The sequence below is a fragment of the Actinomyces urogenitalis genome, assembly GCF_002861525.1.
Taxonomy (GTDB): Bacteria; Actinomycetota; Actinomycetes; order Actinomycetales; family Actinomycetaceae; genus Actinomyces; species Actinomyces urogenitalis.
In genome coordinates this window covers 17,822-43,174 of the sequence record NZ_PKHA01000003.1, presented here as the reverse complement: position 1 = coordinate 43,174, position 25,353 = coordinate 17,822, and the positions used below count along the sequence as shown (strand labels likewise).

25 protein-coding genes and 1 riboswitch are annotated in these 25,353 nt (G+C 69.9%); of the genes, 22 read left to right on the top strand and 3 right to left on the bottom strand.

All coding sequences use genetic code 11. From position 1 onward, the window contains the following. Positions 1–21: 21 nt before the first annotated feature. The 5 genes from CYJ26_RS04345 (at position 22) to CYJ26_RS04325 (ending at position 3,147) form a co-directional block, all read left to right on the top strand. Positions 22–495: a hypothetical protein gene (locus CYJ26_RS04345; RefSeq protein ID WP_006548793.1), complete on the top strand. Its 474-nt coding sequence runs from the start codon at positions 22–24 to the stop codon at positions 493–495. Beyond that, entirely contained in the window at positions 492–1,478 is a 987-nt protein-coding gene (locus CYJ26_RS04340) for an AAA family ATPase (protein WP_034235642.1), read from the top strand. Before CYJ26_RS04345 ends, CYJ26_RS04340 begins: the two co-directional genes overlap by 4 nt. Further along, on the top strand, positions 1,475–2,593 hold the full coding sequence (locus CYJ26_RS04335; protein ID WP_101638021.1) for a DUF58 domain-containing protein: 1,119 nt from the start codon (positions 1,475–1,477) through the stop codon (positions 2,591–2,593). The genes CYJ26_RS04340 and CYJ26_RS04335 overlap by 4 nt, the downstream gene beginning before the upstream one ends. A gap of 92 nt (positions 2,594–2,685) precedes the next feature. Continuing rightward, positions 2,686–2,874, top strand: a complete 189-nt coding sequence (locus CYJ26_RS04330) for a hypothetical protein (RefSeq protein WP_145990762.1) — start codon at positions 2,686–2,688, stop codon at positions 2,872–2,874. 12 nt (positions 2,875–2,886) lie between these two features. Beyond that, entirely contained in the window at positions 2,887–3,147 is a 261-nt protein-coding gene (locus CYJ26_RS04325) for a hypothetical protein (RefSeq protein ID WP_101638019.1), read from the top strand. Here the strand turns inward: CYJ26_RS04325 and CYJ26_RS04320 are convergent. Further along, positions 3,144–4,241 carry an ADP-ribosylglycohydrolase family protein gene (locus CYJ26_RS04320; protein ID WP_101638018.1) on the bottom strand — a complete coding sequence of 366 codons (1,098 nt, stop codon included), beginning with the start codon at positions 4,239–4,241 and terminating at the stop codon, positions 3,144–3,146. The genes CYJ26_RS04325 and CYJ26_RS04320 overlap by 4 nt on opposite strands. Positions 4,242–4,323: 82 nt before the next feature. On the opposite strand from CYJ26_RS04320, the gene CYJ26_RS04315 reads away from it, so the two are divergent. Both CYJ26_RS04315 and hisD read left to right on the top strand, forming a co-directional pair. Next, on the top strand, positions 4,324–6,717 hold the full coding sequence (locus CYJ26_RS04315) for a glycoside hydrolase family 3 N-terminal domain-containing protein (RefSeq protein WP_244902020.1): 2,394 nt from the start codon (positions 4,324–4,326) through the stop codon (positions 6,715–6,717). Continuing rightward, complete coding sequence (gene hisD / locus CYJ26_RS04310; RefSeq protein ID WP_101638017.1) at positions 6,692–8,059, top strand: histidinol dehydrogenase; 1,368 nt, start codon at positions 6,692–6,694, stop codon at positions 8,057–8,059. Before CYJ26_RS04315 ends, hisD begins: the two co-directional genes overlap by 26 nt. Before the next feature lie 73 nt (positions 8,060–8,132). Here hisD and CYJ26_RS04305 read toward each other — a convergent pair whose 3' ends face one another. Further along, complete coding sequence (locus CYJ26_RS04305; protein ID WP_006548800.1) at positions 8,133–9,125, bottom strand: magnesium transporter CorA family protein; 993 nt, start codon at positions 9,123–9,125, stop codon at positions 8,133–8,135. Between the two features lie 60 nt (positions 9,126–9,185). Next, on the bottom strand, positions 9,186–11,444 hold the full coding sequence (locus tag CYJ26_RS04300; protein ID WP_244902019.1) for a RecQ family ATP-dependent DNA helicase: 2,259 nt from the start codon (positions 11,442–11,444) through the stop codon (positions 9,186–9,188). A gap of 184 nt (positions 11,445–11,628) precedes the next feature. Here CYJ26_RS04300 and CYJ26_RS04295 point away from each other — a divergent pair, with 184 nt between their 5' ends. The 15 genes from CYJ26_RS04295 to CYJ26_RS04225 all read left to right on the top strand — a co-directional run bounded on the left by CYJ26_RS04295 (position 11,629) and on the right by CYJ26_RS04225 (position 25,350). Continuing rightward, positions 11,629–12,402: a MarR family winged helix-turn-helix transcriptional regulator gene (locus CYJ26_RS04295; RefSeq protein ID WP_244902018.1), complete on the top strand. Its 774-nt coding sequence runs from the start codon at positions 11,629–11,631 to the stop codon at positions 12,400–12,402. Positions 12,403–12,540: 138 nt separating this feature from the next. Continuing rightward, positions 12,541–12,635, top strand: a riboswitch (SAM riboswitch). Between the two features lie 204 nt (positions 12,636–12,839). Then, the gene (locus CYJ26_RS04290; protein ID WP_006548803.1) at positions 12,840–14,036 is read left to right on the top strand and encodes a cobalamin-independent methionine synthase II family protein; all 1,197 of its coding nucleotides are present in this window, start codon (positions 12,840–12,842) and stop codon (positions 14,034–14,036) included. A 91-nt stretch (positions 14,037–14,127) separates the two neighbouring features. Continuing rightward, the gene (locus CYJ26_RS04285) at positions 14,128–16,026 is read left to right on the top strand and encodes a cation:proton antiporter (RefSeq protein ID WP_101638068.1); all 1,899 of its coding nucleotides are present in this window, start codon (positions 14,128–14,130) and stop codon (positions 16,024–16,026) included. A gap of 72 nt (positions 16,027–16,098) precedes the next feature. Then, positions 16,099–17,280, top strand: a complete 1,182-nt coding sequence (locus tag CYJ26_RS04280) for a histidinol-phosphate transaminase (protein WP_006548805.1) — start codon at positions 16,099–16,101, stop codon at positions 17,278–17,280. Further along, complete coding sequence (hisB, locus tag CYJ26_RS04275) at positions 17,277–17,876, top strand: imidazoleglycerol-phosphate dehydratase HisB (protein WP_006548806.1); 600 nt, start codon at positions 17,277–17,279, stop codon at positions 17,874–17,876. Before CYJ26_RS04280 ends, hisB begins: the two co-directional genes overlap by 4 nt. After that, positions 17,876–18,574, top strand: a complete 699-nt coding sequence (locus CYJ26_RS04270; protein WP_006548807.1) for a hypothetical protein — start codon at positions 17,876–17,878, stop codon at positions 18,572–18,574. Before hisB ends, CYJ26_RS04270 begins: the two co-directional genes overlap by 1 nt. 54 nt (positions 18,575–18,628) lie before the next feature. Next, complete coding sequence (hisH, locus tag CYJ26_RS04265; protein ID WP_006548808.1) at positions 18,629–19,279, top strand: imidazole glycerol phosphate synthase subunit HisH; 651 nt, start codon at positions 18,629–18,631, stop codon at positions 19,277–19,279. Positions 19,280–19,314: 35 nt separating this feature from the next. Beyond that, on the top strand, positions 19,315–20,058 hold the full coding sequence (gene priA / locus CYJ26_RS04260) for a bifunctional 1-(5-phosphoribosyl)-5-((5-phosphoribosylamino)methylideneamino)imidazole-4-carboxamide isomerase/phosphoribosylanthranilate isomerase PriA (protein WP_006548809.1): 744 nt from the start codon (positions 19,315–19,317) through the stop codon (positions 20,056–20,058). Further along, on the top strand, positions 20,055–20,813 hold the full coding sequence (locus tag CYJ26_RS04255) for an SseB family protein (RefSeq protein WP_006548810.1): 759 nt from the start codon (positions 20,055–20,057) through the stop codon (positions 20,811–20,813). Before priA ends, CYJ26_RS04255 begins: the two co-directional genes overlap by 4 nt. A gap of 292 nt (positions 20,814–21,105) precedes the next feature. Continuing rightward, positions 21,106–21,732 carry a translation initiation factor IF-3 gene (gene infC / locus CYJ26_RS04250; protein WP_081449162.1) on the top strand — a complete coding sequence of 209 codons (627 nt, stop codon included), beginning with the start codon at positions 21,106–21,108 and terminating at the stop codon, positions 21,730–21,732. 101 nt (positions 21,733–21,833) lie between these two features. Continuing rightward, on the top strand, positions 21,834–22,028 hold the full coding sequence (gene rpmI / locus CYJ26_RS04245) for a 50S ribosomal protein L35 (protein WP_006548813.1): 195 nt from the start codon (positions 21,834–21,836) through the stop codon (positions 22,026–22,028). Positions 22,029–22,055: 27 nt separating this feature from the next. After that, the gene (gene rplT, locus CYJ26_RS04240) at positions 22,056–22,436 is read left to right on the top strand and encodes a 50S ribosomal protein L20 (RefSeq protein WP_006548814.1); all 381 of its coding nucleotides are present in this window, start codon (positions 22,056–22,058) and stop codon (positions 22,434–22,436) included. Between the two features lie 142 nt (positions 22,437–22,578). After that, a complete protein-coding gene (locus tag CYJ26_RS04235; protein ID WP_101638067.1) occupies positions 22,579–23,499 on the top strand; it encodes a TrmH family RNA methyltransferase in 921 nt (306 codons plus the stop codon). Between the two features lie 8 nt (positions 23,500–23,507). Beyond that, the gene (locus tag CYJ26_RS04230; RefSeq protein WP_006548816.1) at positions 23,508–24,455 is read left to right on the top strand and encodes a carbohydrate ABC transporter permease; all 948 of its coding nucleotides are present in this window, start codon (positions 23,508–23,510) and stop codon (positions 24,453–24,455) included. After that, entirely contained in the window at positions 24,442–25,350 is a 909-nt protein-coding gene (locus CYJ26_RS04225) for a carbohydrate ABC transporter permease (protein WP_024034431.1), read from the top strand. The genes CYJ26_RS04230 and CYJ26_RS04225 overlap by 14 nt, the downstream gene beginning before the upstream one ends. Positions 25,351–25,353: the final 3 nt, after the last annotated feature.

Here is a 25,353-nt window from a genome sequence, read left to right as displayed (position 1 = left end):
GTCGCGCGAGGTGAGGCTGTGATGACGGCGTCTCGCCTGCGCACAGCGGTGCTTGTGACCCTTGTGGTCTGGGCGGCTATGTGGGTCCTCAGCCTCATGGGGGTCCGCCTCCATCCCGTCATCGCGCTCGCGGCACCGCTGCTCCTGCTGGGTATCGCGCGCCTGAGGCGCGTCGAGCTCGGTCTGCCCGCTTTCCCCGTGAGCGAGCCACCGGGGTCGCTCCCGGCACCCAGTGACCGGCTCCTGTCCACACTGACCTGGCTCCTGCGTGACGCGACCTCGTCACGGGGCTGGGACAGCGGGGTGCGTCCGCATCTTGCTCAGCTCACCCGTGATCGCCTGCGTGAGAGGCAGGCCGTCGACGTTGACGCTGATCCTGAGCGTGCTCGTTGCCTCCTGGGAGCCGAGCTGTGGGAGCTGGTCAGCGGCACGATGCCTGCTCCCCGCACTGACCACGACCTCATTCGCCTGATCGAGAGGATCCAGTCCCTATGACCACAAGCCACCCGACGCCGCCCCAGGCCCTCAGCGCTGCGCAGGCCTGCGCCCTGGCAAGACAGGTCCTGGACTCGGTGACCCAGGCCGTCGTCGGCAACCCCGAGGAGCTGGAGCTCATCCTGGCTGGTGTGCTGGCGGGAGGCCATGTCCTCCTGGAGGACTTCCCAGGGCTGGGCAAGACCCTGATGGCCCGCTCCTTCGCCCAGGCCCTCGGGCTGGACTTCACTCGCGCCCAGTTCACCCCCGACCTGCTGCCCTCGGACCTGACTGGCTCCTTCCTGTTTGACCAGAAGCGTGGCGAGTTCAGCTTCCGGCCCGGACCGCTGTTCACCGGCCTGCTGCTGGCCGACGAGGTCAACCGCACCCCGCCCAAGACCCAGGCGGCTCTCCTGGAGGCCATGCAGGAGCGGCAGGTGACGGTGGAGGGGACGACCTTCCCGCTGCCCCAGCCCTTCCACGTCATCGCCACCGCGAACCCGGCGGAGTACGAGGGGACCTACCAGCTCCCCGAGGCTCAGCTGGACCGCTTCCTGTTGCGCCTGTCCTTCGGCTACCCCAGTGCGGACCAGGAATGGGAGGTCCTGGCGCGCCGGATCGGACGCCGGCAGGAGGAGCAGGTCGTGCCACAGGTGGCAGACGCCACCCGTCTGCGGGCCGCCCAGCTAGCGGTGGAGAACGTCGAGGTCGAGGAGTCGGTGGGCCGGTACTGCGTGGCCCTGGCCGCGGCCACACGTGAGCACGAGGCCGTCGCCGTCGGGGCCTCGCCCCGTGGCTCGCTCGCGCTCGTTACCGCCGCTCGCGGCCTGGCCGTGGTCCGTGGCCGTGACTACGTCACCCCGGAGGATGTCAAGCACGTGGCGGTCGTGGCCCTGGCTCATCGCCTCTCCATCCGGCCCGAGCTGTGGATGAGCTCGATCAGTGGGCGCGAGGTCGTTGCCCAGGTCCTGGCGAGCACCCCTGTTCCCGGAGCCGGGCAGTGACCCTGCAACCGGCTGAGCCCTGGAGCCCGGCAGCGACCCAGCAACCTGCTGAGCCCTGGAAGCCGACGACGCTCCACCTGCGCGCCGTCGTGGGTGGCCTTGGCCTGGCGCTGCTCGCCGTCGCCGGGCACCGACCTGACCTGGTGGTGCTGGCGACCCCGCTGCTCATCATCGCCTGCTGGGGCGCAGCGTGCCGCCCCCACGGCCGTCCACGCACCGAGATCCTGGGGCAGGGAGCCGACCTGGTCGAGGGCGAGCGGTACCTGCGCAGTGTGTGGGGAGCCTTTGACAACCGTTGGCTCGCCCGCCACCCCATCGAGCTGACGGTGGCACCAGCGCCCGGCGCTTTTACCTCCGACGCACCGGTGCCCCACCCCTCGCGGATGCTCGGGGTCCACGGGGCCAGGAACGCGGGGGAGGGGGCAGAGTTCAACGACATCCGTCTCTTCCAGCCCGGGGACCGGCCTCGTCTCGTGCACTGGCCGACCTCGGTGCGCACGGGCCGGCTCCACGTGCGCACGACCTACGCACAGGCAGACCCCCAGGTCCTCCTCGTCGTCGACGCCTTCGCGGACACTCCGGCGCCCTCGCGGCAGGACGAGGGCAGCCTGAGCCGGACGGTGCACGCTGCGGCGTCGGTCGCCGCCTGGTGCCTGCGTACCGGGGATCGGATGGGGCTGCGGGTGATGGGAGCAGTGACGACGCCGGTACCGGCAGGCCACGGACGCCGCCACTACCTGCGGGTCCTGGGAACCCTCGGACGCCTGCGGCCGGGCTCAGACCGCACCCCGGCGTCACGACGTCTGCGCCTGGCCACCTCGCCGGGGAGCCTCGTGGTGGTTCTCAGCCCGCTGACCGAGACGCAGGTGGTGGAGCTGGCGGCTCAGCAGGCTGCCTGCGGCCTGGACGTCCTCGTCGTCGACACCGCCCCGCAGCTGTCTGACCCGCGTGGACTGAGCAGCGTGGAGTACACGGCTCGCCAGGTGCTCGCCCTGGAGCGGGATCGGACCATCGCCGCCTTGGAGCACCGGGGGATCGCCGTCGTTCCCTGGCGGGGCCCGGGCACGCTGGACGCGGCCTTGACAGCGATGTCCCGTCCCAGGAGCGGTACATAAACGCGCCAAACCGTTCGGGGCGCAGACCTCGCTCCGGCCCCCTTGGATGGCTCCTGGCCCGAGTGCCCCGGGTTCTGTCACCCTCGCAGCTGGTGATCCGCGCGATCTCGGTGCTCGCGCTGCTTGGCGCGTCACTCGCGGCGGGGACCTTCCCGCTGCTGCTCGCCGTTCTGGCGGTCGTGGCGCTGTGGAGGGCTCTGGCGCCGGAGGAGGGATGCCTGCTGAGTCTGGCTGTCCTGGTCCTGGCCTGGTTCTTCGGCCACCGGGACGTTTCCTCCTGAACTACTCTGCTGATGGCGCTTGCGCTCGTTACTGACCACACCTGCCTGGTCCTGGCCTCCTCGGCGCCGGCTCGTGCCCGCCTGCCGTGGCCGGTGGTCCGGGGCGCGGCGCTGCGTGGGCTGGCCGTGGCCGGGGCGACGACGGCGGTGTGGGCCGGACTGGTCGTCCTGCCTCGCGGGCCGGTCCCTCCGGCAGTCGTGGTGAGCGCGCTGGCCCTGCTGGCAGCAGGTGCCTGGCTGGCTGGGCGGCAGACGGGCTCGGCCGAGGACTAGCGACCGAGCCCCGCCAGCGCCGTGCGCGTGGCCAGCTCGCGCAGGTCGACGGCGGTGCGCTCGGCGCCGTCCTCGCCTCGCGGCAGGCCGTGGATCGCCTTGACCCACTCTTGCGGCGCTGCGCCGGCCCCGAGGTAGCTCCCGGCCAGGGCTCCTGCGATGGCGGCGACGGTGTCCTTGTCCTGGCTCGTGGTCAGAGCCTGCATAAGGAAGGTGCTCATCCACCAGGCCGAGGTCTCCTCGCGCGTGTCGAAGAAGAGCGGCTGGTTCCAGTAGTGGCAGCGGTTGGCGAAGGTGAAGGCCAGGGTGGCCTGGGCCAGTGCGTGGACGGCGAAGCCGTCGTGGTGCGGGGGAGCGTCGTAGTGACTCGGGTCTGCAGGCCCACCGTCAAAGAAGTCGTGCCAGTACTGACGCCGCTCGCCGGGGATGAGGTCGAGGGTGCGCATGGGATTGGCTCCGTGCATAGGCAGGTTCTCCCACGCGGGATTCATGACGTTCTCGCGGATCATCTCGGCGTGGATGACGCAGGCGTCCCCGGCCAGCGGATCAGCATGGGTCAGCTCGGCGACGGCGCGCACCGCCGCTGCGGTCGCCTGGCGGTCTGTCAGCCTGGTCAGAGCCACGATCCCATTGCGCATCAGCGCGCCGTTTCCCGCGGTCATGCCGGTCCTGGCATGGAGATCGGCGGCGGCCTGGCGCATGCGCTGGGCGATCCCGGGCTCGTCGCGGCTTGGGGAGACGGCGTCGATGACATCGCGAGTCTGGTTGCCGACGTCGGTGGCCCCCTCCTCGACCACCCACCGGCACCAGCCGCGCGCGATCTTGTCCAGCGCCTCCGGGCTCGTCAGGTCGGCTCCGGTGGCGGCAACCTCCGCGATATAGAGAGACATCTGGGTGTCGTCGGTCCACTCGGCTGGTGCGTAGTGGCCGTAGCCGCCGCCCAGCATCTGTGGAGGGGTAGTCAGGGGCACGTGGCCAGGCTCGTAAGGCGCTCCCATGGCGTCGCCCACGGCCTGGGCAACGAGGACACCGGCGGCCCGCTCGAGCTGGGAGTCGGACAGAGTGGGCTGGGATGCCTGGGGAAGGGGGCTCATGGGTCAAGACTACGGGGCGCCTGGAGGCAAACCATTCGGTAAAATAGGGGGGTCGACCAGCACAGACGCCGAGGAGGACGCCGTGACGAGCCAGGACCCTGCTACCGCCAGTCAGAAGGCACCGACCTTTCATCACCAGGATGGCGGGCCCACGATCGGTACCTGTGACGCACCGGTGATCGAGGTGGACGGGCACCTGTTCAAGGACCTGGCGCGCACCGGTGAGCTGTTGCCCTACGAGGACTGGCGCCTGAGCGCGAGCGAGCGCGCCGCGGACCTGGCTGGGCGCCTGAGCATCGAGCAGATTGCCGGCCTCATGCTCTACTCACCCCACCAGGCCGTACCCAACCCGGGCCACGGCCCCTTCCCCGGGACCTACGGCGGGTGCAGCCTGGCTGAGGCCGGGGTGGAGCCCTGGTCCCTGACCGACCAGCAGACTCGGATGCTCACCCGTGACCACATCCGTCATGTCCTGGCCATCACGCTGGAGTCGGCGGACACGGCAGCGCGGTGGAACAACGCCCTGCAGGCCCTGGCTGAGTCCACCCCGCTGGGCGTTCCGGTCTCCATCGCTACTGACCCGCGCAACGGTGCGGGAGAGGCGACGGGAGCCGAGTTCACCACCAGCGCCGTCGACGTCTCACGCTGGCCTGAGGGGATGGGGATGGCGGCGCTGTTCGACCCGCAGCGGGCACGCGAGTACGCCGAGATCATCTCCCAGGAGTACCGGGCGCTGGGGATCACGACCGCGCTCGGCCCTCAGATTGACCTGGGCACCGAGCCACGGTGGATGCGGCTGCAGGACACCTGGGGACCGAGCTCAGCGCTCGTGACGGACTACGCCCGGGCCGTGTGCGACGCCATGCAGACCACTCCGGCTGCCGACCACCAGCAGGGGGCTGCTTTCGGGCTGGCGGTGCCTGAGGCCTCCTACGCTGACCCCGGCTGGGGCCAGGCCTCAGTGGCCACCATGGTCAAGCACTGGCCGGGCGGCGGGACAGGCGAGGCGGGGCGTGACGCGCACTACGGCTTCGGCAAGTTCGCCGTCTACCCGGGTGGCAACGAGGCCGAGCACCTGGTGCCCTTTACCCACGGAGCCTTTGACCTCGACGGTCCGACGGCGAGCGCGAGCGCCGTCATGCCCTACTACACGATCTCCTCGGGGTACCGCACCCCGGACGGGCAGGTGCTCAACACCGGCAGCGACGGCGAGCCACGGGCGAACTCCTACCACCGCGTCATCGTCCACGACATGCTGCGCCAGCGCTACGGCTTCGACGGCGTGGTGTGCACCGACTGGGGCATCACAGCCGATCCTGACCCGGAGATGAGCAATTTCGGTCAGCGCTGCTACGGGGTCGAGGACCTCAGTGTTGCTGAGCGTCACGCTCTGGCGATCGACAACGGCGTGGACCAGTTCGGTGGCAACAGCCAGGCCGCTCCGGTTCTGGAGGCCTACCGGATCCTGGCTGAGCGCGACGGTGAGGCGGCTGCTCGCGCCCGTTTCGAGGCCTCAGCCGTGCGCCTGCTGCGGGTCTTCTTCCGCACCGGCCTGTTCGACAACCCCTACCTTGACCCGGCGGCCTCGGTGGCGACGGTGGGCTGCGAGTCCTTCGCCCAGGCAGGCCTGGCCGCCCAGCGTGACAGCCTCGTCCTGCTCAAGAACGCCGACGCCGACCGCGCCCCGGTCCTGCCGCTGACGCAGCCCTCGATCCGGGCGTGGGTCCCACGCCGCCACCTTGATGAGCGCCTGGGCTTCATGCGTTTTCCGGAGCCCGCCTGCGACATCGACCCCTACCGGCCCAGCCCTGCCGCACTGGAACGGGTGGAGGACCCTGCCCAGGCCCAGGTCGCCGTCGTCTTCATCGAGTCCCCGCTGTGCGAGAGCTACTCCGTGGCTGATCGCGAGGCCGGGGGCAACGGCTACCTGCCGATCTCCCTGCAGTGGGGCCCATACACGGCGACCGCTGCCAGGGAGCGGTCCCTGGCGTCCGGTGACTTTCGGGAGACGGCGCACCCGGACCGTTCGGTGCGTGGCAAGCAGGCGCAGGTGGCCAACGCCAGCGACCTGGAGCTGGTGCGCCAGGCTCGCGCGCAGATGGGGAACCGGCCGGTCATCGTCGTGCTGCGGATGCACAACCCGGCGGTCCTGGCCGAGGTGGAGCCGCTGGCGGACGCGATCGTCATCGACTTCGGCGTCCAGCAGGAGGTGGTCTGGGAGCTGCTGCGCGGGCGCGTGACCCCGCACGGCCTGCTGCCTCTGACGCTGCCGGCCTCGATGGAGGCGGTTGAGCGTCATGACGAGGACCGTCCCTTCGACTACGCCGCCTATGAGGACGGCGCCGGCCACACCTACCGCTTTGGCTTCGGTCTGGACTGGGAGGGCGTCATCGATGACGAGCGCGTGGGACGCTACGCCGCCCGTGTGCCTAGGCCGCTACCCTGGGCCCATGCTGAACCGCATCGACCTGCGTGAGAGTGACCTGAACGCCCGAGAGCTGGCTGAGGCCCTGCCTCGCGCCACCCTCGACGTCGCCGCTGCCCTGGATGCCGTCGCCCCGACGATCGCTGACGTGCGTGAGCGTGGGGCGGCGGCGCTGCGCGAGGCCGCTGAGCGCTTCGACCACGTGCGCCCTGTGCACCTGCGGGTGCCGCGCGAGGCACTCACCCGGGCCCTGGAGGGCCTGGACCCGGCGGTGCGCGAGGCCCTGGAGCTGTCCATCGCCCACAACCGGGCCGGTCACGCGGCCCAGCTGCCCCGTGAGACAGTCACCGAGATCGTCCCCGGTGGCACGCTGACCCAGCGCTGGATCCCGGTGCGTCGTGTGGGTCTGTACGTGCCTGGCGGCCTGGCCGTCTATCCCTCTAGCGTGGTGATGAATGTCGTGGCAGCCCAGGTGGCCGGTGTGGAGCAGGTGGCGCTGGCCTCCCCGCCCCAGGCGGCCTTTGACGGCCTGCCCCACCCCACGATCCTGGCGGCCTGCGAGCTGCTGGGGGTCGAGGAGGTCTACGCCGTCGGCGGCGCACAGGCCATCGCGATGTTTGCCTACGGGGCGGCCTGCGAGAACGCGACCGACGAGGCTGACGTCGTGGCCGCGGGTGGGGCGCCGGGGACGGCTCTGTGCGAGAGGGTCGACGTCGTGACCGGGCCGGGCAATATCTTCGTCGCCGCCGCCAAGCGGGCGGTGCGCGGCGTGGTCGGGATCGATGCCGAGGCTGGTCCCACCGAGATCGCGATCGTCGCGGACGGCGAGGCTGACCCCGAGCTCGTGGCTGCCGACCTGCTCTCACAGGCCGAGCACGATCCGAACGCCGGCAGCGTCCTCATCACCGACTCCGAGCGGCTGGCCGCTGAGGCTGAGGCAGCGCTGGAGCGCCGCCTGGCAGCCACTAAGCACACCCAGCGCTCGCGGACGGCGCTGGAGGGACGTCAGTCGGGGATCGTGCTGGTGCGGGACCTCGACCAGGCGATCGAGGTGGCTGACGCCTACGCCGCCGAGCACCTGGAGATCCACACCCGCCACGCCCAGGCGGTGGCGCGCAGGATCCGCAACGCGGGAGCGATCTTCGTCGGTCCTTACTCCCCGGTGCCGCTGGGCGACTACCTGGCCGGCTCCAACCACGTGCTGCCCACCGGCGGCACGGCACGCTTCGCCGCGGGCCTGAACGTCATGGCCTACATCAAGCCTGTCCAGGTCATCGAGTACGACGCCGCGGCGCTGGAGGCGATGACGGACCCGCTCACGGCCCTGGCCGAGTCTGAGGACCTGCCGGCCCACGGTGAGGCGGCACGGGCTCGCCGAGGCTCCCGGGCTTGACGAGGCTCCCGGGCCTGAGGCGCTAGCATCCTCGGCGCGGCTGCGCCCACATGCCAGCACTAGGCGACCGCCGTCAGATCCAGTCGTTGCGCTTCATGATGAGGTACAGCACCACAGCGGGCACGACGACGAGCACGGCGGCGGCGACGGTGCCCGCGTCCTGTCCCTCACCCGGGTAGGGCACGTTGATCCCGAACCATCCTGTCACCAGGGTGGGCACGGAGATCACCGCTGCCCACCCGGCCAGCTTCTTCATGACGTTGTTCAGGCGCTGGTCCTGCAGGGACAGGTGCGTCTCGAAGACTGAGGCGATCATGTCGCGCAGGGACTCGGTCCACTCCGAGGCGCGCAGGATGTGGTCGCTGAGGTCGGCGTAGAAGGGATCGAGCTCGCGGATGCGGTCCTCTCGGTGGCGCCACAGCACGCTGACCACCTCGCGCATGGGCAGCACGATGCGTCGTAGCGTCACCAGCTTGGTCCGCACGTCGTAGGCGGAGCGCTGGAACTCGGTCGAGCGAGAGCTGGGGGAGAACAGGTCGTCCTCCAGGTTCTCGATGGCGTCATCGAGCTCCTGGACCGTGGTGAAGTAGCCGTCGACGACGACGTCCAGCAGCCCGTGGACCAACGCCGTCGGGCCGAGCCGGATGAGGCTGCGGTTGGTGTGCCAGCGCTGGAGGACCCGGGACAGGTCGAGCCTGTCGGTGGCGCGGACGGTCACCAGCGCCCGGTCGAAGATGAACCCGGCGATCCGGGTGAGCTGGTCCTCCTCGTCATCAAGGGTCGAGGCGAAGCTCGGCAGCGTCGCGTAGGTGACGAAGTACTGGTAATTCTCCTGCTGCGCTGCTTTGGGGCGCTCGAAGGGGGCGACGGCGTCCTCTAGGGCGTTGGTGTCCAGCCCGAGCTCAGTGGCGAGGACCTGCAGGTCCTCGTGCGTGGGAGCGACGATATCGGCCCAGATGAGGAGGGACTGGTCAGTCATGGCCCGGTCGATGTCACCGATATCCGTGGGAGCCTCGTCGCAGGGCACCCCGTCACGCCAGGCCAGGGATCGGAAGGACAGTGCCATGGGCGAAATCCTGCCACGTGGCGGCTGCCTCCCGCAGCCTGGGCCCCTGGACGCTGGTGGCTACGAACGCTGAGCCAGGACGAAGGGATAGACGCTGGCGGCGCCGGCCTCGCGCAGCAGGCGCGTGGCCAGCGTGAGCGTCCAGCCTGAGTCCGTCCAGTCGTCAACGAGGACCACCGTGGCTCCTTGGAGGCTGGCCAGGGTGTCCCGACGCCAGTCCTGGAGCGTGAGCGAGCGGGCAACGGCGGCCAGGCGGAAGGGAGAACCGACGTCGTGGCGCCCGGCCTCGCCGCGGACCCCGACCACCGCTAGGGGCTGGGCCGCCAAGGTCCGAGCCACGGCGCGGCCCAGCTGACGCACGAGCGTGGGACGGGTGCGCGAGTCGATGATGACGACGACCAGGGGGCCGTGACGTTCGTCTTCCTCACCGCCCGTCTCGGTCTCGATGAGGCTACCCAGTCGCTGCGCGACCTCGACCACGGCCTGCCGCAGGGAGGCGGGAACCTCGCCATCCGTGCCGGAGTCGAGGAGTGTGCGCAGCGTCGTCGAGATCCCGAGGCCGTCCAGGCGCCCGACTGCCAGGCCGCGGCCGGCGCGGTGCTCCTCCTTGATCCGCCCGCGTAGGCTGGCCAGTCCCAGCCGGTCCATGCCCGTGGGCCACTGGCGTCGGGGCTCGATGACAGTGCCTACCTGCGCCAGCGCCTGGCGAGCGGTCTCCACCTCCTGGGCGTCGGCATGGTCAGCCAGGGACAGTCCTGCGCACAGGTCGCAGCGTCCGCAACGCCAGTCCTGCTCCAGGGCTGGGTCATCCAGGGTCTGGCGTAGGAAGGCCATGCGGCACAGCGGCGCCCGGAGGGACTCGTAGGTGATCATGAGGTCCTGCTCGCGGGCGCGAGCGGCTGCCACACGCGCATAGCGCGCGGCGTCATAGACCCAGGGCGTGCCTGTCCAGCCCCATCCGCCCCTGACCCGGCGCACGGCGCCGTCGACGTCCAGGACCTTGAGCATGGACTCCAGCCTGGTGCGCCGCAGGCTGGTGGAGGTCTCTAGCACTGCGGTGCTCAGCGGGCCCTCTCCCTGGCTGTGCGCCTCCTCCAGGACGGCGAGCACCTGGCGCACGTCCTGCTCGGGTGGGAAGGCCTGGGAACCGAACCAGTCCCAGATCGCCTGGTCCTGGGCGCCGGGCAGCAGCACGACCTCGGCGCGTTCCACGCCACGGCCCCCGCGCCCGACCTGCTGGTAGTAGGCCACGGGGGAGCTGGGGGCCCCGAGGTGGACGATGAAGGCGAGGTCGGGCTTGTCAAAACCCATTCCGAGCGCGCTGGTCGCAATGAGGGCCTTGACCTGGTTGGCCTTGAGCTCGCTCTCCAGCCTCTCGCGCTCGGCCGGATCGGTCCCGCCGGTGTAGGCGGCGACCTCGAGGCCTGCCTGACGCAGTTGCGCGGTGATCTCACCGGCGGCCGCGACGGTGAGGCAGTAGACGATCCCGGAGCCGGGCGTGGAACGCAGGTAGCTTGTCAGCCAGGCCAGACGGGAGGCGTCATCCTCCAGCTGCTTGACCCCCAGGTGCAGGGAGGAACGGTCCAGGCTGCCACGCAGGACCAGGACGGGCTGGTGGTCGGTGGAAGGATCCTCTCCTGCGCTCAGCTGCTCAGCGACGTCGCGGGTGACGCGCTCGTTGGCCGTGGCCGTGGTGGCCAGGACGGGGGTGTGGACAGGCAGATCGGCCAGCAGGGTACGGATACGTCGGTAGTCTGGGCGGAAGTCGTGGCCCCAGTCCGAGATGCAGTGGGCCTCGTCGATGACGACCAGGCCGGTGTCCGAGGCCAGGTGGGGCAGGACCTCCTCGCGGAAGACAGGGTTGTTGAGCCGCTCTGGGGAGACCAGGAGGACGTCGACCTCGCCGGTGGCGATACGGGCCTCGACCTCGGACCACTGCGTGGCGTTGGCTGAGTTGATCGTGGCCGCCTGGATCCCGGCGCGCTCGGCGGCAGCGACCTGATCGCGCATGAGGGCCAGTAAGGGCGAGATGATGACGGTGGCTCCTACGCCCGGGCTGGCGGGGGCGCCCTGCGCACGCACGGGCGGCGGAGGTGTGCCTGGCTGCCAGCCGCCCCAGCCTTCGCGCATGAGCGCGGTGGCCACGAAGTAGACGGCGGACTTTCCCCACCCGGTGCGCTGGACCACCAGGGCGCGGCGACGCAGCGCCACCAGGGCGTGGATCGCCGTCCACTGGTCCTCGCGCAGCCTGGCCCCGGGGCCGGAGACCAGCAGCTGCAGGATCGTCTCGGCGCGCTCTCGCAGGAGTGAGGTGCTCATGGCCTCACCGTAGCCACAGGCACCGACACGATCAGGCACGCCCGCGGCCAGGCGAGTGACGCACAACATACAGGTACCTGTTCTATGGAGCTTGCGCGATAGGGAAGGTGCCTGTAGTTTTCTTCTCGTCAGAGATCAACAGGTACCAGTAAGAAAGGTGCTTATCACGAACCAGGAGAATGACATGACTTCCTACACTGACAACACTGAGGCAATCGGCTCCGAGGACCGCGCCAGCGTCCTGGCCCCCGTCCACGACCGGCTTCGCCGCCTGCAGCGCCTGAGCCACCGCCGTCGCATTGAGGCGCGTACCTCCGGTGGCCCCTACGCGGACACCACTCGCGGCCAGGGACGGGTCCTGGCTGCTCTCAAGCTCTCCAGCCCCTTGCCCACTCGCGAGCTGGCCTACCTGCTCGATATCCGCCAGCAGTCCCTCAACGAGCTGCTCACCAAGCTTGAGGCCCAGGGCCTCATCGAGCGCACCCCGAGCGAGGGTGACCGCCGGGTCAAGGTCGTTGCCCTCACGCAGGCCGGCCGTCACGCCGCCACCGGCTCCGGCCGCAGCGAGTACCTGAACGTCCTGAGCGATGACGAGGCCACGACGCTGGCGGCCCTGCTCGACAAGGTCATCGCCTCCCTGGAGGAGGAGCTCGGCCTTGAGGATGACGACGACGTCGAGGCCTGGCTGGACGAGGCCCGTCGCCGGATGGGGGAGAAGCGCGTGGCCGGGCTGCGGCGCATGCGTGAGCTGGGCTTTGGCCCGGACCACCACCACGGCGGCCCCCACGGCGGACCCCACGGCGGCCGGGGACACGGCCACCATGATCATGGCGAGGACGGTCGCGGCCACGGACACGGCCGTGGCGAGGGCCGTTCGCAGCCCGGCGAGCGCCAGGATCAGGGCCGTGGACGCGCCGGACGCGGTGGCGAGGTCCGTGGAAAGGGGCGGCGCGGCTGAGACCCGCTGAGGCGGGCGCGGCCCGTCCTCGATCCTGATGCTGGGGTGCCTGGGTAGTCACTCACCCAGGCACCCCAGCATCTCGCCTGGCGGATGGGCGGACTTGCGGGCTGGGCGGGCACGTGTATCCTGCCGCCGTAGCCATCCCGAGCGGCTGAGAGACCTGGCTCTTCGACGCCGCAGCAACCGACCGGCTCTGCCGGCCCCGGTGCTCCCGCCAGGACCGATGGAAGGACACCTGATGACCACCAGCCGATGCAGCAGCGCCTGCTGCACCGTCAGGACGGAGACTCCCCTGCTCACGCCCGAGCGCGTGGCAGGGGTGGTCATGCCCCGCTGAGGCGCCCGGACGTCTCAGCCCCCAGCCGGCTCTGCCGGTTCCGGTCCTTATCTCCATGACCACCGCGGCGAGTGCCGCAGGAATGACAGGACCACTCATGACCACCTCCATCCGCACCACCCACGTCGGCTCCCTGCCCCGTACTGACACCCTTCTCAAGGCCAACGCCGACCACGCCACCGGCGCTCTGTCCGACTCCGACCTGGCCGCCGTCGTCCGCTCCGAGACCGATGCCGTGGTCGCCAAGCAGGCTGAGCTGGGCATCACGATCGTCAACGACGGCGAGTACGGCCACGCCATGACCGAGAAGGTCGACTACGGCGCCTGGTGGTCCTACTCCTTCACCCGCTTCGCCGGCCTGGAGCTGCTTGACGAGCTGCCGCCGCGCAAGCCCACCCCCGCCGGCAAGCTCGAGCTGGACGCGATGACCGACCGTCGCGACTGGGTCGCCTTCGCTGACGCCTACTCCGACCCCACCTCGGGTATCCACCTGGCCACCCGTCGCCCCTGGTCCTTCCCAGCCCTGACCGGAGAGCTGTCCTACACCGGCCAGGAGGTCGTGGCTCGTGATATCGCCTCCCTCAAGGAGGCGCTGGCCAAGGCCGGCAAGCCGGTGTCCGAGGGCTTTGTAGCCTCGATCAGCCCGGCCGCGGCGGCGCGCATCGGCAACTATTACTACGAGGACGACGAGGCGGCCGTGTGGGCCTGGGCCGAGGCCCTGCGCGAGGAGTACAAGGCCATTACGGACGCCGGCCTCACGGTCCAGATCGACGCCCCTGACCTGACTGAGTCGTGGGACCAGTTCAAGGTGGAGCCCGCTATCGAGGACTACCGTCGCTTCTCCGCAGTGCGTATCGAGGCCCTCAACCACGCCCTGGAGGGGATCGACCCCGACCTCGTGCGCTACCACGTGTGCTGGGGCTCGTGGCACGGCCCGCACTCCACCGACCTGGAGTTCCGCCACGTGGTGGACCTGGCGCTCGCCGTCAACGCCAACGGGCTTACCTTCGAGGCCGCCAACGCCCGCCACGAGCACGAGTGGAAGATCTGGAAGGACGTCGAGCTGCCTGAGGGCAAGTACCTCATTCCGGGCGTCGTCTCCCACGCGACCAACGTCGTCGAGCACCCCGAGCTCGTGGCAGACCGCATCACGCGTTTCGCCGAGCTGGTGGGACCTGAGCGCGTCGTGGCCTCCACCGACTGCGGCCTGGGCGGGCGTATCCACTCCCACATCGCCTGGGCCAAGCTCGCCTCGCTGACCGAGGGGGCTCGTCTGGTCTCCGAGCGTCTGTGAGGCGGCTGGGCCGACGGCGGTGACGCCCGGCCCGGGCTCCTCCTTCCTGCTGCTCCCGCTTGCCACGGTCTGCCCCGTGGCAAGCGGGAGCATGGCTGTCTGTGCCCCGTTCTATCCTGGGTCCGTGGCTCCTCTTTTTGTTGCCGTGGCCGGGCTCTTAGTCATTGCGGCCTGCAACCAGCTCGCGCCCAAGGTTGGGGTGGCCTCGCCGCTGATTCTGCTGGCCCTGGGGGTCGGCGTCGGATTCCTGCCCTGGGTGGCGGCGGTGGAGGTTGAGCCGGAGATCATCCTGGAGATGGTGCTGCCGCCCCTGCTCTTCGCGGCTGCAGTCTCGATGCCGGTGATGGACTTCCGCCGAGAGCTGCAGACCGTTGCCGGCTTGGCGATCGGGCTGGTGGTGGTCTCGGCGCTCGTGCTGGGAGTGGTGATCCACCTCCTGGTACCCGCCATCGCGCTTCCCTGGGCGATCGCGCTGGGTGCGGTGCTCAGCCCCACGGATGCTGTGGCTGTCTCCATCGCCCGAGGCTCGGGCGTGAGCCACCGCATCATCACGATCCTGGAGGGGGAGGGGCTCTTTAACGACGCCACTGCCCTGGTCCTGCTCTCCTCAGCCGTCTCCGCCGGGCTCATGACCAACGAGGACGCCCTGGAGCCGCTGACCCTGGCAGGGGAGTTCCTGCTGGCCCTGGCGGTGGCCCTGGTCGTGGGCTGGGCCGTGGGCGAGGTGGCGGTGCGCGTGCGATCGCGTATCTCCGACTCAGCCGCGGACACGGCCGTCTCCTTCACCGTACCCTTCCTGGCGTCCGTCCCGGCCGAGCACCTGGGCGGGTCCGGTCTGGTGGCAGCGGTAGTGGCAGGGCTCGTGGTCTCCTACCGCGGACCGCGTCTGCTGCCGCCCAGCAACCGGCGCACTGCCCAGAAGAACTGGCGCACGGTTGAGCTCATCCTCGAAGGAGGCGTCTTCCTCGTCATGGGCCTGCAGGCCTACGGGATCGTCCACGAGCTCACCGACGACCCGGCCGGGGCGGGCCTGGGCCTGGCCCTCCTGGTGGCCGTGGTCTGCGGCGCCCTGACAGTCGTGGTCCGGGCCGCCTTCGTCACGCCTCTGCTCGCCTGGCTGGCTGAGCTGCGACGTCGTTCCGTGCGCCGGGTGGATCTGGGCGAGGAGCGGATCGCGCAGTTCGAGGAGCGGCTGGCGCACGCCTGCGACGCGGACGAGGAGATGCTGGCGGCGCGCAACCTGTCAACCGAGGAGTGGCAGCGAGCCCTGGAGCGGTGGCGTCGTCGCTTGGAGCGGGGACGGCGCAGGCAGAAGCGGGCTCGCAGTGACCTGGCCTACTTCCTGTCCCAGTCGCTGGGGCCGCGTGAAGGAGCCGTCATCGTGTGGGCCGGGATGCGTGGCGCCGTGACGCTGGCCGCGGCACAGACCCTGCCTCTGGAGGCACCCATGCGCTCCTTCATGCTCCTGGTTGCCCTCGTCGTGGCGGCAGGCTCGCTCGTCATCCAGGGGCTGACGCTGACTCCGTTCATCCAGCTCGTCAAGCCACAGATGGCCTCCCACGGCGCAGACGAGGAGGAACGAGCACGTCTCATGCGCCTGCTGGGCCACGCCGTCAAGGACACGGCCTTGGCCCAGTTCATCGCGGGGCAGCCTGGCGAGCTGTCGCAGGCACAGGATCCCTCCTCGGCCCAGCAGGCAGGCAGGGCTGGGGGAACGATGTTCTCGCTGCCTTCGGTCGGCAAGGCCATGTACGCCGGACAGTTGCAGGCCGGTGGCGAGGCAGCCAGTGAGTCGGGGACGCTGGCCGCCCGGCAGGCTCTTGGCACCTTGCCTCGGGAGAAGATGCGGGCTCTGGCCAAGGAGGCGATCCACGCCCAGCGCGACGCCCTCCTGGACGCCCGCGACGACGGCGTCTTTAGCTCCCAGACGCTGGAGGCGGCGCTCATGCGACTGGATGCGGAGGAGGTCCTCCTCGACGCCACGCACTGAGCGGTCCCCTCGGGCTCGCGTGAACGTGGACGCCCGCACCAGCCGGGCCACGCTCCTCGTAGACTGCGGCACGTGAGCACACTTCCTCTGCGACCCGGCCTTGAGGGCGAGACCCCCTACGGCGCCCCTGAGCTGGAGGTGCCCGTTCGCCTCAACGTCAACGAGAATCCCTACCCTCCCTCGCCCGAGGTGGTGCAGGACATCGCTGACGCCGTTGCCCAGGCGGCAAGCACCCTCAACCGCTACCCCGACCGTGACTTCCCTGCCCTGCGTCAGGCGCTGGCGGACTACCTGGCCGTCGAGTCCGGGGTGCGTGTGCCCTGGGAGCAGGTCTGGGCCGCCAACGGATCCAACGAGGTCATGCTCCACGTCCTCCAGGTCTTCGGCGGACCAGGCCGGGTGTGCCTGTCCTTCACACCGACCTACTCCATGTACCCCGAGTACGCCCGTGACACCCTGACGCGCTACGTCGCCGCCGCGCGCGCCGAGGACTTCACCCTGGAGGTCGACGTCGTCCGCGAGGCCGTCGCTGCCCACCACCCCGCCGTCATCCTGCTGGCGAGCCCCAACAACCCCACCGGCACGGCCCTGCCCCTGGACGACGTGCGGGCCGTGCTCGAGGCTGCTCGTGGCCAGGGCCCGCTCGCCGCGGACGGCAGCGCGACGGACTGCGTCGTCGTCGTGGACGAGGCCTACGGGGAGTTCCGCCGCCCCGGTGTCCCCAGCGCGCTGGAGCTCCTGGCCCTGGAGGACGGCCAGGCCTACCCGCACCTGGCGGTGTGCCGCACGATGTCCAAGGCCTTCGGCATGGCCGGGCTGCGGCTGGGCTACCTGGCCGCCTCGCGTGAGCTGGTCGACCTGCTGCGCGTGGTCCGCCTGCCCTACCACCTCTCGGCCCTGACCCAGGCGGCCGCGATGGCGGCGCTGGCTCACCGCGAGGAGCTCATGAGCCAGGTCGCGGCGATGCGCGCTGACCGCGACGCCCTGGTCCAGTGGCTGCGCGAGCAGGGGTGGACCGCCTGTGACTCCGACTCCAACTTCGTGCTCTTCGGTCCCTTCGCCGACCGCGACGCCGTCTTCCGCGCGATGCTGGAGCGCGGTGTCCTCATCCGGGTCGTCGGACCGGCAGGGTACCTTCGGGTGTGCATCGGCACGCCCGAGGAGATGGAGGCCTTCCGCCGCAGCCTCCAGGCGGTGACCAGTGACCTTCCCCGGCCGCAGCGCGCCCACACACCCAAGGAGATCCACGCATGAGCCGTACCGCCCGCATCGAGCGCACCACCAGTGAGTCCAGCGTCGTCGTCGAGCTCGACCTGGACGGGAGCGGACGCACCGACGTCTCCACCACGGTCCCCTTCTACGACCACATGCTCACCGCTCTGGGCAAGCACTCGCTCATCGACCTGACCGTGCGCGCCAGCGGGGACACCGACATCGACGTCCACCACACCGTGGAGGACACCGCGATCTGCATCGGCGAGGCGCTCAAGCAGGCGCTGGGGGACAAGCGCGGGATCGCCCGCTTCGGTGATGCCACCGTCCCGCTGGACGAGGCACTGGCCCACGCCGTGGTGGACGTGTCCGGACGGCCCTACCTCGTCCACGAGGGGGAGTCCGAGGCCTTCGTCCACCACCTCATCGGAGGCCACTTCACTGGCTCCATGGTGCGCCACGCCTTCGAGGCCATCGCCTACCACGCCGGGATCTGCCTGCACGTGCGCGTGCTCTCGGGCCGCGACCCGCACCACATTGCCGAGGCCGAGTTCAAGGCGCTGGCGCGCGCACTGCGCAAGGCCGTCGAGCCGGACCCGCGTGTGGAGGGCATCCCGTCCACCAAGGGAGCCCTGTGATGAGCGCGGACCAGCCTGGCCGTGGTCACGACGGCGAGGACCTGGACGCCGAGTTTGCCGCCCTCATGGCAGGCCTCGACCTGGACACCTCGCAGGAGGATTCCTCGGCCTTGGACCCCGGCTCGCTGGAGGTGCCCGAGGACACCTCCGCCCTGGACAGCCAGGACGTGACGGCCACGGCCAAGGCCGTCAAGGTCGCCGTCGTCCTGACCCCTCTGGCCAGTGCCGACGCCCTGGCCGCCCTGTGCGCCATGAGTGACCTGGACTGCACCGTCGTTCCGGCACGCTCAGGCGCCTTCGCCGTCAAGGAGTTCGTCTCCGCCCACGCGCAGTGGGACGTGGCTGAGCTCCTGGGCGGGGCGGAGACCGAGCCGGCCGAGGCCGCTGAGCTGGCGAGTGCGCTCTCCCGGCTCTCACGAGGAGGGGTCGTCCTGCTGACCGCCGACCTGGCCACCGACGTGGGTATCGAGTTAGGGCTGTCCGGGACTATCACGGCTCGCCGCTACGAGAACGGGACGGCTGGTCAGGAGGCCAGTGCCGGCCTGCTGCTGTCAGCGGTTGACCAGGTGGTCGAGGACGTCCTGCTCGGGCTGACCAAGGCCGAGGACGTCAAGGGGGCGGTGCGCTCCTCCCAGGTCCGTGCCTCGCGGGCCATGCGCTGGCTGGGACGAGGCCTGCGCGGCGGCGGGCGCTCCTGAGGCGCCCCGCGAGACGCGTGTGAGCCACCTGAGGCCGACCGTTAGGCTACGACCATGCTCAAGCCCTCCGTCGTCGTGCTGTCCTATGGCAGCGGTAACGTCCGCTCGGCCGTGCGCGCCCTGGAGCGCGTGGGCGCCCAGGTCGAGCTGACTGCGGACCCTGCCGCCGTCGAGGCGGCCGACGCGCTGGTGGTGCCCGGAGTGGGTGCCTTCGCCTCGGTGATGCGGCAGCTGGCTGCCGTGGACGCGCCTCGCCTCATCGACCGCCGCCTGGCCGGGGGCCGTGCGGTTCTGGGTATCTGCGTGGGCATGCAGGTGATGTTTGCCGCCTCCACCGAGCACAGTGGCCAGTCCGGCAGCACGCCGGGACTCGCTCAGTGGCCCGGGACCGTCTCTCGTCTGGAGGCGCCGGTCGTCCCGCACATGGGCTGGTCCCAGGTCCGCCCGCCCGCCGACTCGGTGCTCTTTGCCGGCATCGAGGACGAGCACTTCTACTTTGTCCACTCCTACGCGGCCAAGACGGACCCGGCCAGTCTCCTTGACCAGGGCCCGACCCGGCTGCCGCAGGCCACCTGGGCCACTCACGGCGAGGACTTCGTGGCGGCCGTGGAGAACGGGGCGCTGTCGGCCACCCAGTTCCACCCGGAGAAGTCCGGCGACGCCGGTGCCCAGCTCCTGCGCAACTGGCTCGCCACGGTGGCCTGAACCTGGTCCTTGTCCGCCGATCGGAAGGAAACCCCATGCTGACCCTCCTGCCCGCCGTCGACGTTGCTGACGGCAAGGCCGTGCGTCTCCTCCAGGGAGAGGCCGGCTCCGAGACCGACTACGGCAGCCCCATCGAGGCTGCTCGGGACTGGGTGGAGGCGGGAGCCGAGTGGATCCACCTGGTGGACCTCGACGCGGCCTTCGGACGTGGCTCGAACGCCCCGCTGCTGGAGCGAATCGTGGGTGAGGTCGGCATCAAGGTCGAGCTCTCCGGCGGGATCCGGGACGACGCCTCACTGACGCGTGCTCTCAAGGCCGGTGCCGCACGGGTCAACCTGGGCACCGCGGCACTGGAGGACCCACAGTGGACTGCTCGCGTCATCGCTGAGCACGGGGAAAAGATCGCCGTCGGCCTGGATGTGCGTGGCACCACGCTGGCGGCGCGAGGCTGGACCAAGGAGGGCGGCGACCTGTGGCAGACCCTCGATCGCCTCAACGAGGCCGGGTGCCGGCGCTACGTGGTCACGGACGTGACCAAGGACGGCACTCTGACCGGTCCTAACACCGAGCTGCTGCGCCAGGTGGCCGCTCGCACGAGCGCTCCGGTGGTGGCCTCGGGCGGGATCTCCAGCCTGGAGGACATCGCCGCCCTGGCCAGGCTGGTGCCGCAGGGAGTCGATAGCGCGATCGTGGGCAAGGCGCTCTACAACGGCAATTTCACGCTGCCCCAGGCACTGGCGGTGGCTGGCGGGGCTGCGGTCCAGGACGTGCAGGCATGAGCCAGCAGTCTCCGGGACAGCCTGACGCCCAGCTGGCGGCCGCGCTGGCTGCACGCGCCAAGATGGAGAGGCTGCTGGCCTCGCCCAGTCCCTTTGCCGATGACGACGGCGGTGCTGACCCTCGGGTGACCCAGGCTCTGGAGGACACGAGCCAGCCCCGTCACCTCTACCTGGACCACCTGTGGCAGGCGCTGGTGGCCAGTCGCCTGATCGTGCCGGTGGCCGCACACCCCCGCGGGGGGGACGAACCCCACACCAACGACGCCGCGCAGGACGCCGCGACCCTGGCCGTCGACCTTCCTGACGGTCACGTGGCGCTACCCGTCTTTACCAGCGTCGATGCGATGAGGGCGTGGCGCCAGGACGTGCGTCCGGTGCCGGTTGAGCCGCGTCGTGCGGCCCAGGTAGCCGTGCAGACCACGGACCAGCTGTGGGTGGTTGACCCGGGAACCAAGGACCTGCGCCTGCCACGGCCTGCGGTCGTGGCGCTGGCTGGGGGAGAGGACTGGGTCCCGTCCTGGCGCAACGAGCCGGTGCAACAGGAGGTCACGGCCCAGCTCATGGCGGTGACAGGAGTCACCGGCGTCGCCTTTGAGCCTGGGCAGGGTGCTGAGCTGAGGGTCTTCGTCCGCATCGACGCCTCCGGCGGGATGCCGGCCGTGGCTGCTTCCCTGGAGACCTGCCAGCTCGTCATGGTCAACCCGGCCTGGGGCGAGCTCATTGACACCGTTGAGCTGTGCCCGGTGCCTGCCTGAGCCCGGAGCGTGTCCAGGTTCACGCACTGATCGCCGGGGCCATGCTGGGGCAGGCGGATGGGTCCTGGTACAGTTCAGCACTGACCGGCCGGAGTCCGACTCTGGCGCGCAAGCGGAGAGATCCCACCTGGGTTCCTGACGGGAACCGGGTCATGCGAGGACAGCCTCGCAGCGTGCAGCCTGAGCTGTGCGTCGTACCACTGGGTACGTGATGGGCCTTCGTACGCGATCTGCGGCGAGGGCCCTGTTTCTTGCTGCGGCGGTTGATCATCACCAAGAGTGAGGAACTGTCATCAGCGAGCCCCGTATCAACGAACGGATCCGCGTCCCCGAGGTGCGCCTCGTCGGCCCCGGCGGTGAGCAGGTCGGCGTCGTACGCGTCGAGGACGCGCTGCGCCTGGCCGAGGAGGCCGGTCTCGACCTCGTCGAGGTTGCCCCTGACGCACGCCCCCCGGTGTGCAAGCTCATGGACTACGGCAAGTTTAAGTACGAGTCGGCCATGAAGGCACGTGACGCCCGGCGCAACCAGGCGAACACGCAGCTCAAGGAGGTCCAGTTCCGCCCCAAGATCGACCAGCACGACTACGCCACCAAGATGGGGCACGTCGAGCGGTTCCTCAAGGGCGGGGACAAGGTCAAGTGCGTGGTGCGCTTCCGCGGCCGCGAGCAGTCTCGTCCTGAGCTGGGTATCCGTCTGCTCCAGCGTGTGGCCGAGGAGATCGGCGACCTGGGGACGGTTGAGTCCCACCCGCGTCAGGACGGTCGGCAGATGGTGATGGTTCTGGCCCCCACGCGCAAGAAGGCGGAGGTCAAGTCAGACCAGCGCCGTCGTCGCGAGGAGGCCCGGGCCAGCCGCCGAGCCGAGAAGAACGCGGCCAAGGCCGCCTCCGGCGCCGAGGCGCCGTCCACCGAGGCCTGAGACCTCCGGGTCACCCACAGACCACCACCCACCCCACCGGCAAACCGTGTGGGGTCCGCAGCCCAGGCAACCTGTCTCGGGCCGAGAAGAGGAATCCAACAATGCCGAAGAACAAGACGCACTCCGGTGCCAAGAAGCGTTTCCGGGTCACCGGTAGCGGCAAGCTCATGCGCGAGCAGGCTGGCAAGCGCCACCTGCTCGAGGTCAAGTCCTCGCGCCGCAAGCGCAAGCTGTCCAAGGACCAGGTTGTTGACGCCAGCAACCTGCGCGAGGTCAAGAAGCTGCTCGGCCGCTGAGAGCCCACCACCTAAAGGAGTCATCACATGGCACGTGTGAAGCGGGCTGTCAACGCCCAGAAGAAGCGTCGTTCCGTCCTCGAGAAGGCCTCGGGCTACCGCGGCCAGCGTTCTCGCCTCTACCGCAAGGCCAAGGAGCAGGTCACCCACTCCGGCGTCTACGCCTTCCGTGACCGCCGCGCCCGCAAGGGTGACTTCCGTCGCCTGTGGATCCAGCGCATCAACGCTGCCGCTCGCGCGGAGGGCCTGACCTACAACCGGTTCATCCAGGGCCTGGGCCTGGCCGGCGTCGAGATCGACCGCCGCATGCTGGCCGAGCTGGCCGTGAACGAGCCGGCTGGCTTCAAGGCCCTCGTTGAGGTTGCCAAGAAGGCTCTTCCTGCCGACGTCAACGCCCCTCGCGCCTGAGCGCGGGCGAGGGCCGGCGGTGAGCCGATCCTCACGTCATGAGACGGCGCCATCTCCTTGTCAAGGAGATGGCGCCGTCTCGCGTAAGCTCCCTTTCATGAGCAAGCGGGCAGACACACGCACCTGGCGCCCCGGTACCCCGATGGCCTGTCCCGACGGCGTGGCGCCGCCACAGCCAGACCTGCTGGACAACCCCTCCTCGGCCCGCGTGTCCCGAGTCGCCGCGCTGGCGCGGCGCTCCACGCGCACGAAGTACGAGCGCTTCCTGGTTGAGGGGCCCCAAGGGGTGCGCGAGGCGGTCCACCACGCCTGCGGTGACATCCTCGATCTCTATGCCACCCAGGACGCCAGCGCGCGTTATCCCGAGATCCTCTCCGAGGCCCGGGCCGCGGGCGTGTACACCCACCTGGTCACCCCCGCGGTCATGGCGGCCATGAGTGCCGACGCCCAGGGTCTGCTCGCTGTGGTTCGCACGCAGGCTGTGGCCCGTCCCTCGGCGGCCGGTGGTTCGCGAGCCCCCCAGGCGACCGCGCTGAAGCAGGTCCTGGACTCTGCCCGGCTGGTCGCCGTGCTCACCCAGGCCCAGGACCCGGGCAACGCCGGCACGATCATCCGGGCCGCCGACGCGGCCGGTGCGGACGCCGTCGTGCTGGCCCGGGGCAGCGTGGACCCCACCAACCCCAAGGTGGTGCGCTCCACCGCTGGCAGCCTGTTCCACCTGCCGGTGCTGTGGGGGCTGGGTCTGGAGGAGATCTCACAGGCGGTCCACGGTGCGGGCCTGGCGATCCTGGCTGCTGATGGCCGAGGTGAGCTCAACCTGTTCGAGTCTGAGACCTTGCTGGCCCGTCCCACCGCCTGGTGGCTGGGTAACGAGGCTCACGGCCTGTCACCTGAAAGCCTGACGCAGGCGGACGCCGTCGTCTCGATCCCGCTGTACGGGCAGGCCGAGTCCCTCAACGTCGCCACCGCCGCGGCCGTGTGCTTCTACGCCTCGGCCCGGGTCCAGCGCCGCGGGGTACTAGCCCAGTCATCTTCGGCGCCTGTCAGCAGCGTGCAGGGGTGAGGGCTGCGATGACGACTCTCCTTCCGACAGCGGCCGGTGCCTCGGTGAGCGGCCCGGCGCCCTCGCTGAGCACGAGGCGGCGCGGCTTAGGCCGGCGCCTGCGTGAGACAGTCACCGGCTACCTGTTCCTCACGCCCTCCGTGCTGGGGGTCGTGCTCTTCATGGTCGTGCCAGTCGGCGTCATCGTGTGGCTCACGGTCCACCAGTGGGACCTCATCGCCTCGCCACGCTACGTCGGGCTGGAGCAGGTCCGCCAGGTCCTCACCGACGCCGCATTCCTACGCTCCTTGCGGGTGACCCTGGCCCTGGTGGCCTTGGTGGTGCCGGCCCAGATCCTGGTGGGTCTGTTCCTGGCCAACATGCTGACCAAGGGCGTGCGTGGTACCACGCTCTTCCGCACGCTGATCGTCATCCCCTGGATCTCCTCGCCCTTGGCGCTGGGGGTGGTGTGGTCGTGGATCTTCGCTCCCACCGGCGGCCTGCTCAGTGCCGTGGCCGGCACGAGGCTGGAGATCCTGGTCTCGCCTACCTGGGCGCTGCCGGCCGTGGCCTTCGTGGTGCTGTGGAACAACGTCGGCTACACCTCATTGTTCTTCATCGCTGGGCTGTTGTCGGTGCCACGTGAGCTCATCGAGGCCGCCTACGTGGACGGTGCCAGCGCGCGCCAGGTCTTCTGGCGTATCAAGGTGCCCCTGCTGCGCCCCACCTTCTTCTTCGTCTCGGTAACCAGCGTCATTGCGGCCTTCAACATCTTTGACCACGTGTACGCGCTGACCGGCGGCGGGCCCGCGGGGGCCACCAAGGTCCTGGCCTACGAGATCTACGAGGAGGCCTTCGTCAGCTGGGACGTGGGCAAGGCCTCGGTCATGGCCCTGGTCATGATGCTCATCCTCCTGGCGATCACGGTCGCCCAGAACCTCTACTTCCGCACGAGGACCACCTATGAGTATGTCTGAGCCTGCCATCGTGTCCGGGGGCGGCTCCAGCTCCCTGGGGCGCAGGAGGACCCGGGCCGGTGGCCGGATCGACCAGCCGGGCTCGCTGGGCACCGCAGGGATCTACCTGGGGCTGACGCTTGCGGCCGCCGTCATGGTCCTGCCCTTCATCTTCTCCTTCCTCACGGCCTTCAAGTCCCCCAAGGACTTCGCCTCGCACTCGCCCCTGGCCCTGCCCGGTCCCTGGACCCTGGAGTCCTTCTCGGCGGTGCTGACCGGGCGCATCGACTTCGCCAGCGCCATCTGGACCACGGTGCTCATGGTCCTGGTCATGGTGGTGGGACAGGTGACTTCCTCGGTGATGGCCGCCTACGCCTTCGCTCGTTTGAGCTTCCCCGGACGTGACCTGGTCTTCTGGCTGTTCCTGTCCACCATGATGATTCCTGCCTCGGTGCTGGTCATCCCGCTCTACCTCATGATGGCCAAGGCGGGGATGAACAACACCTTTTGGGGCATCGTCATCCCCTTCATGTTCGCCTCGCCCTACGCCGTCTTCCTGCTGCGCGAGTCCTTCCGCTCCATCCCGCAGGAGATCATCGACGCGGCCAAGATCGACGGCGCCGGGCAGCTGCGCATCCTCACCCGGATCGTCCTGCCGATGTCCGGTCCGATCCTGGCGACCCTCACGCTCATCACGGTGGTCAGCCAGTGGAACTCCTTCATGTGGCCACGCATCATCGCCAGCCAGGAGCCCAAGGTCATCACGGTGGCGACCGCAGCCATGCAGTCGCAGTACAACGCGAACTGGACCTACGTCATGGCGGCCACGACGATCGCCTTGGTTCCCCTCATCATCCTGTTCGTCATCTTCCAGAAGCAGATCGTCGCCTCCATCACGCTCAGCGGCCTGAAGTAGCCG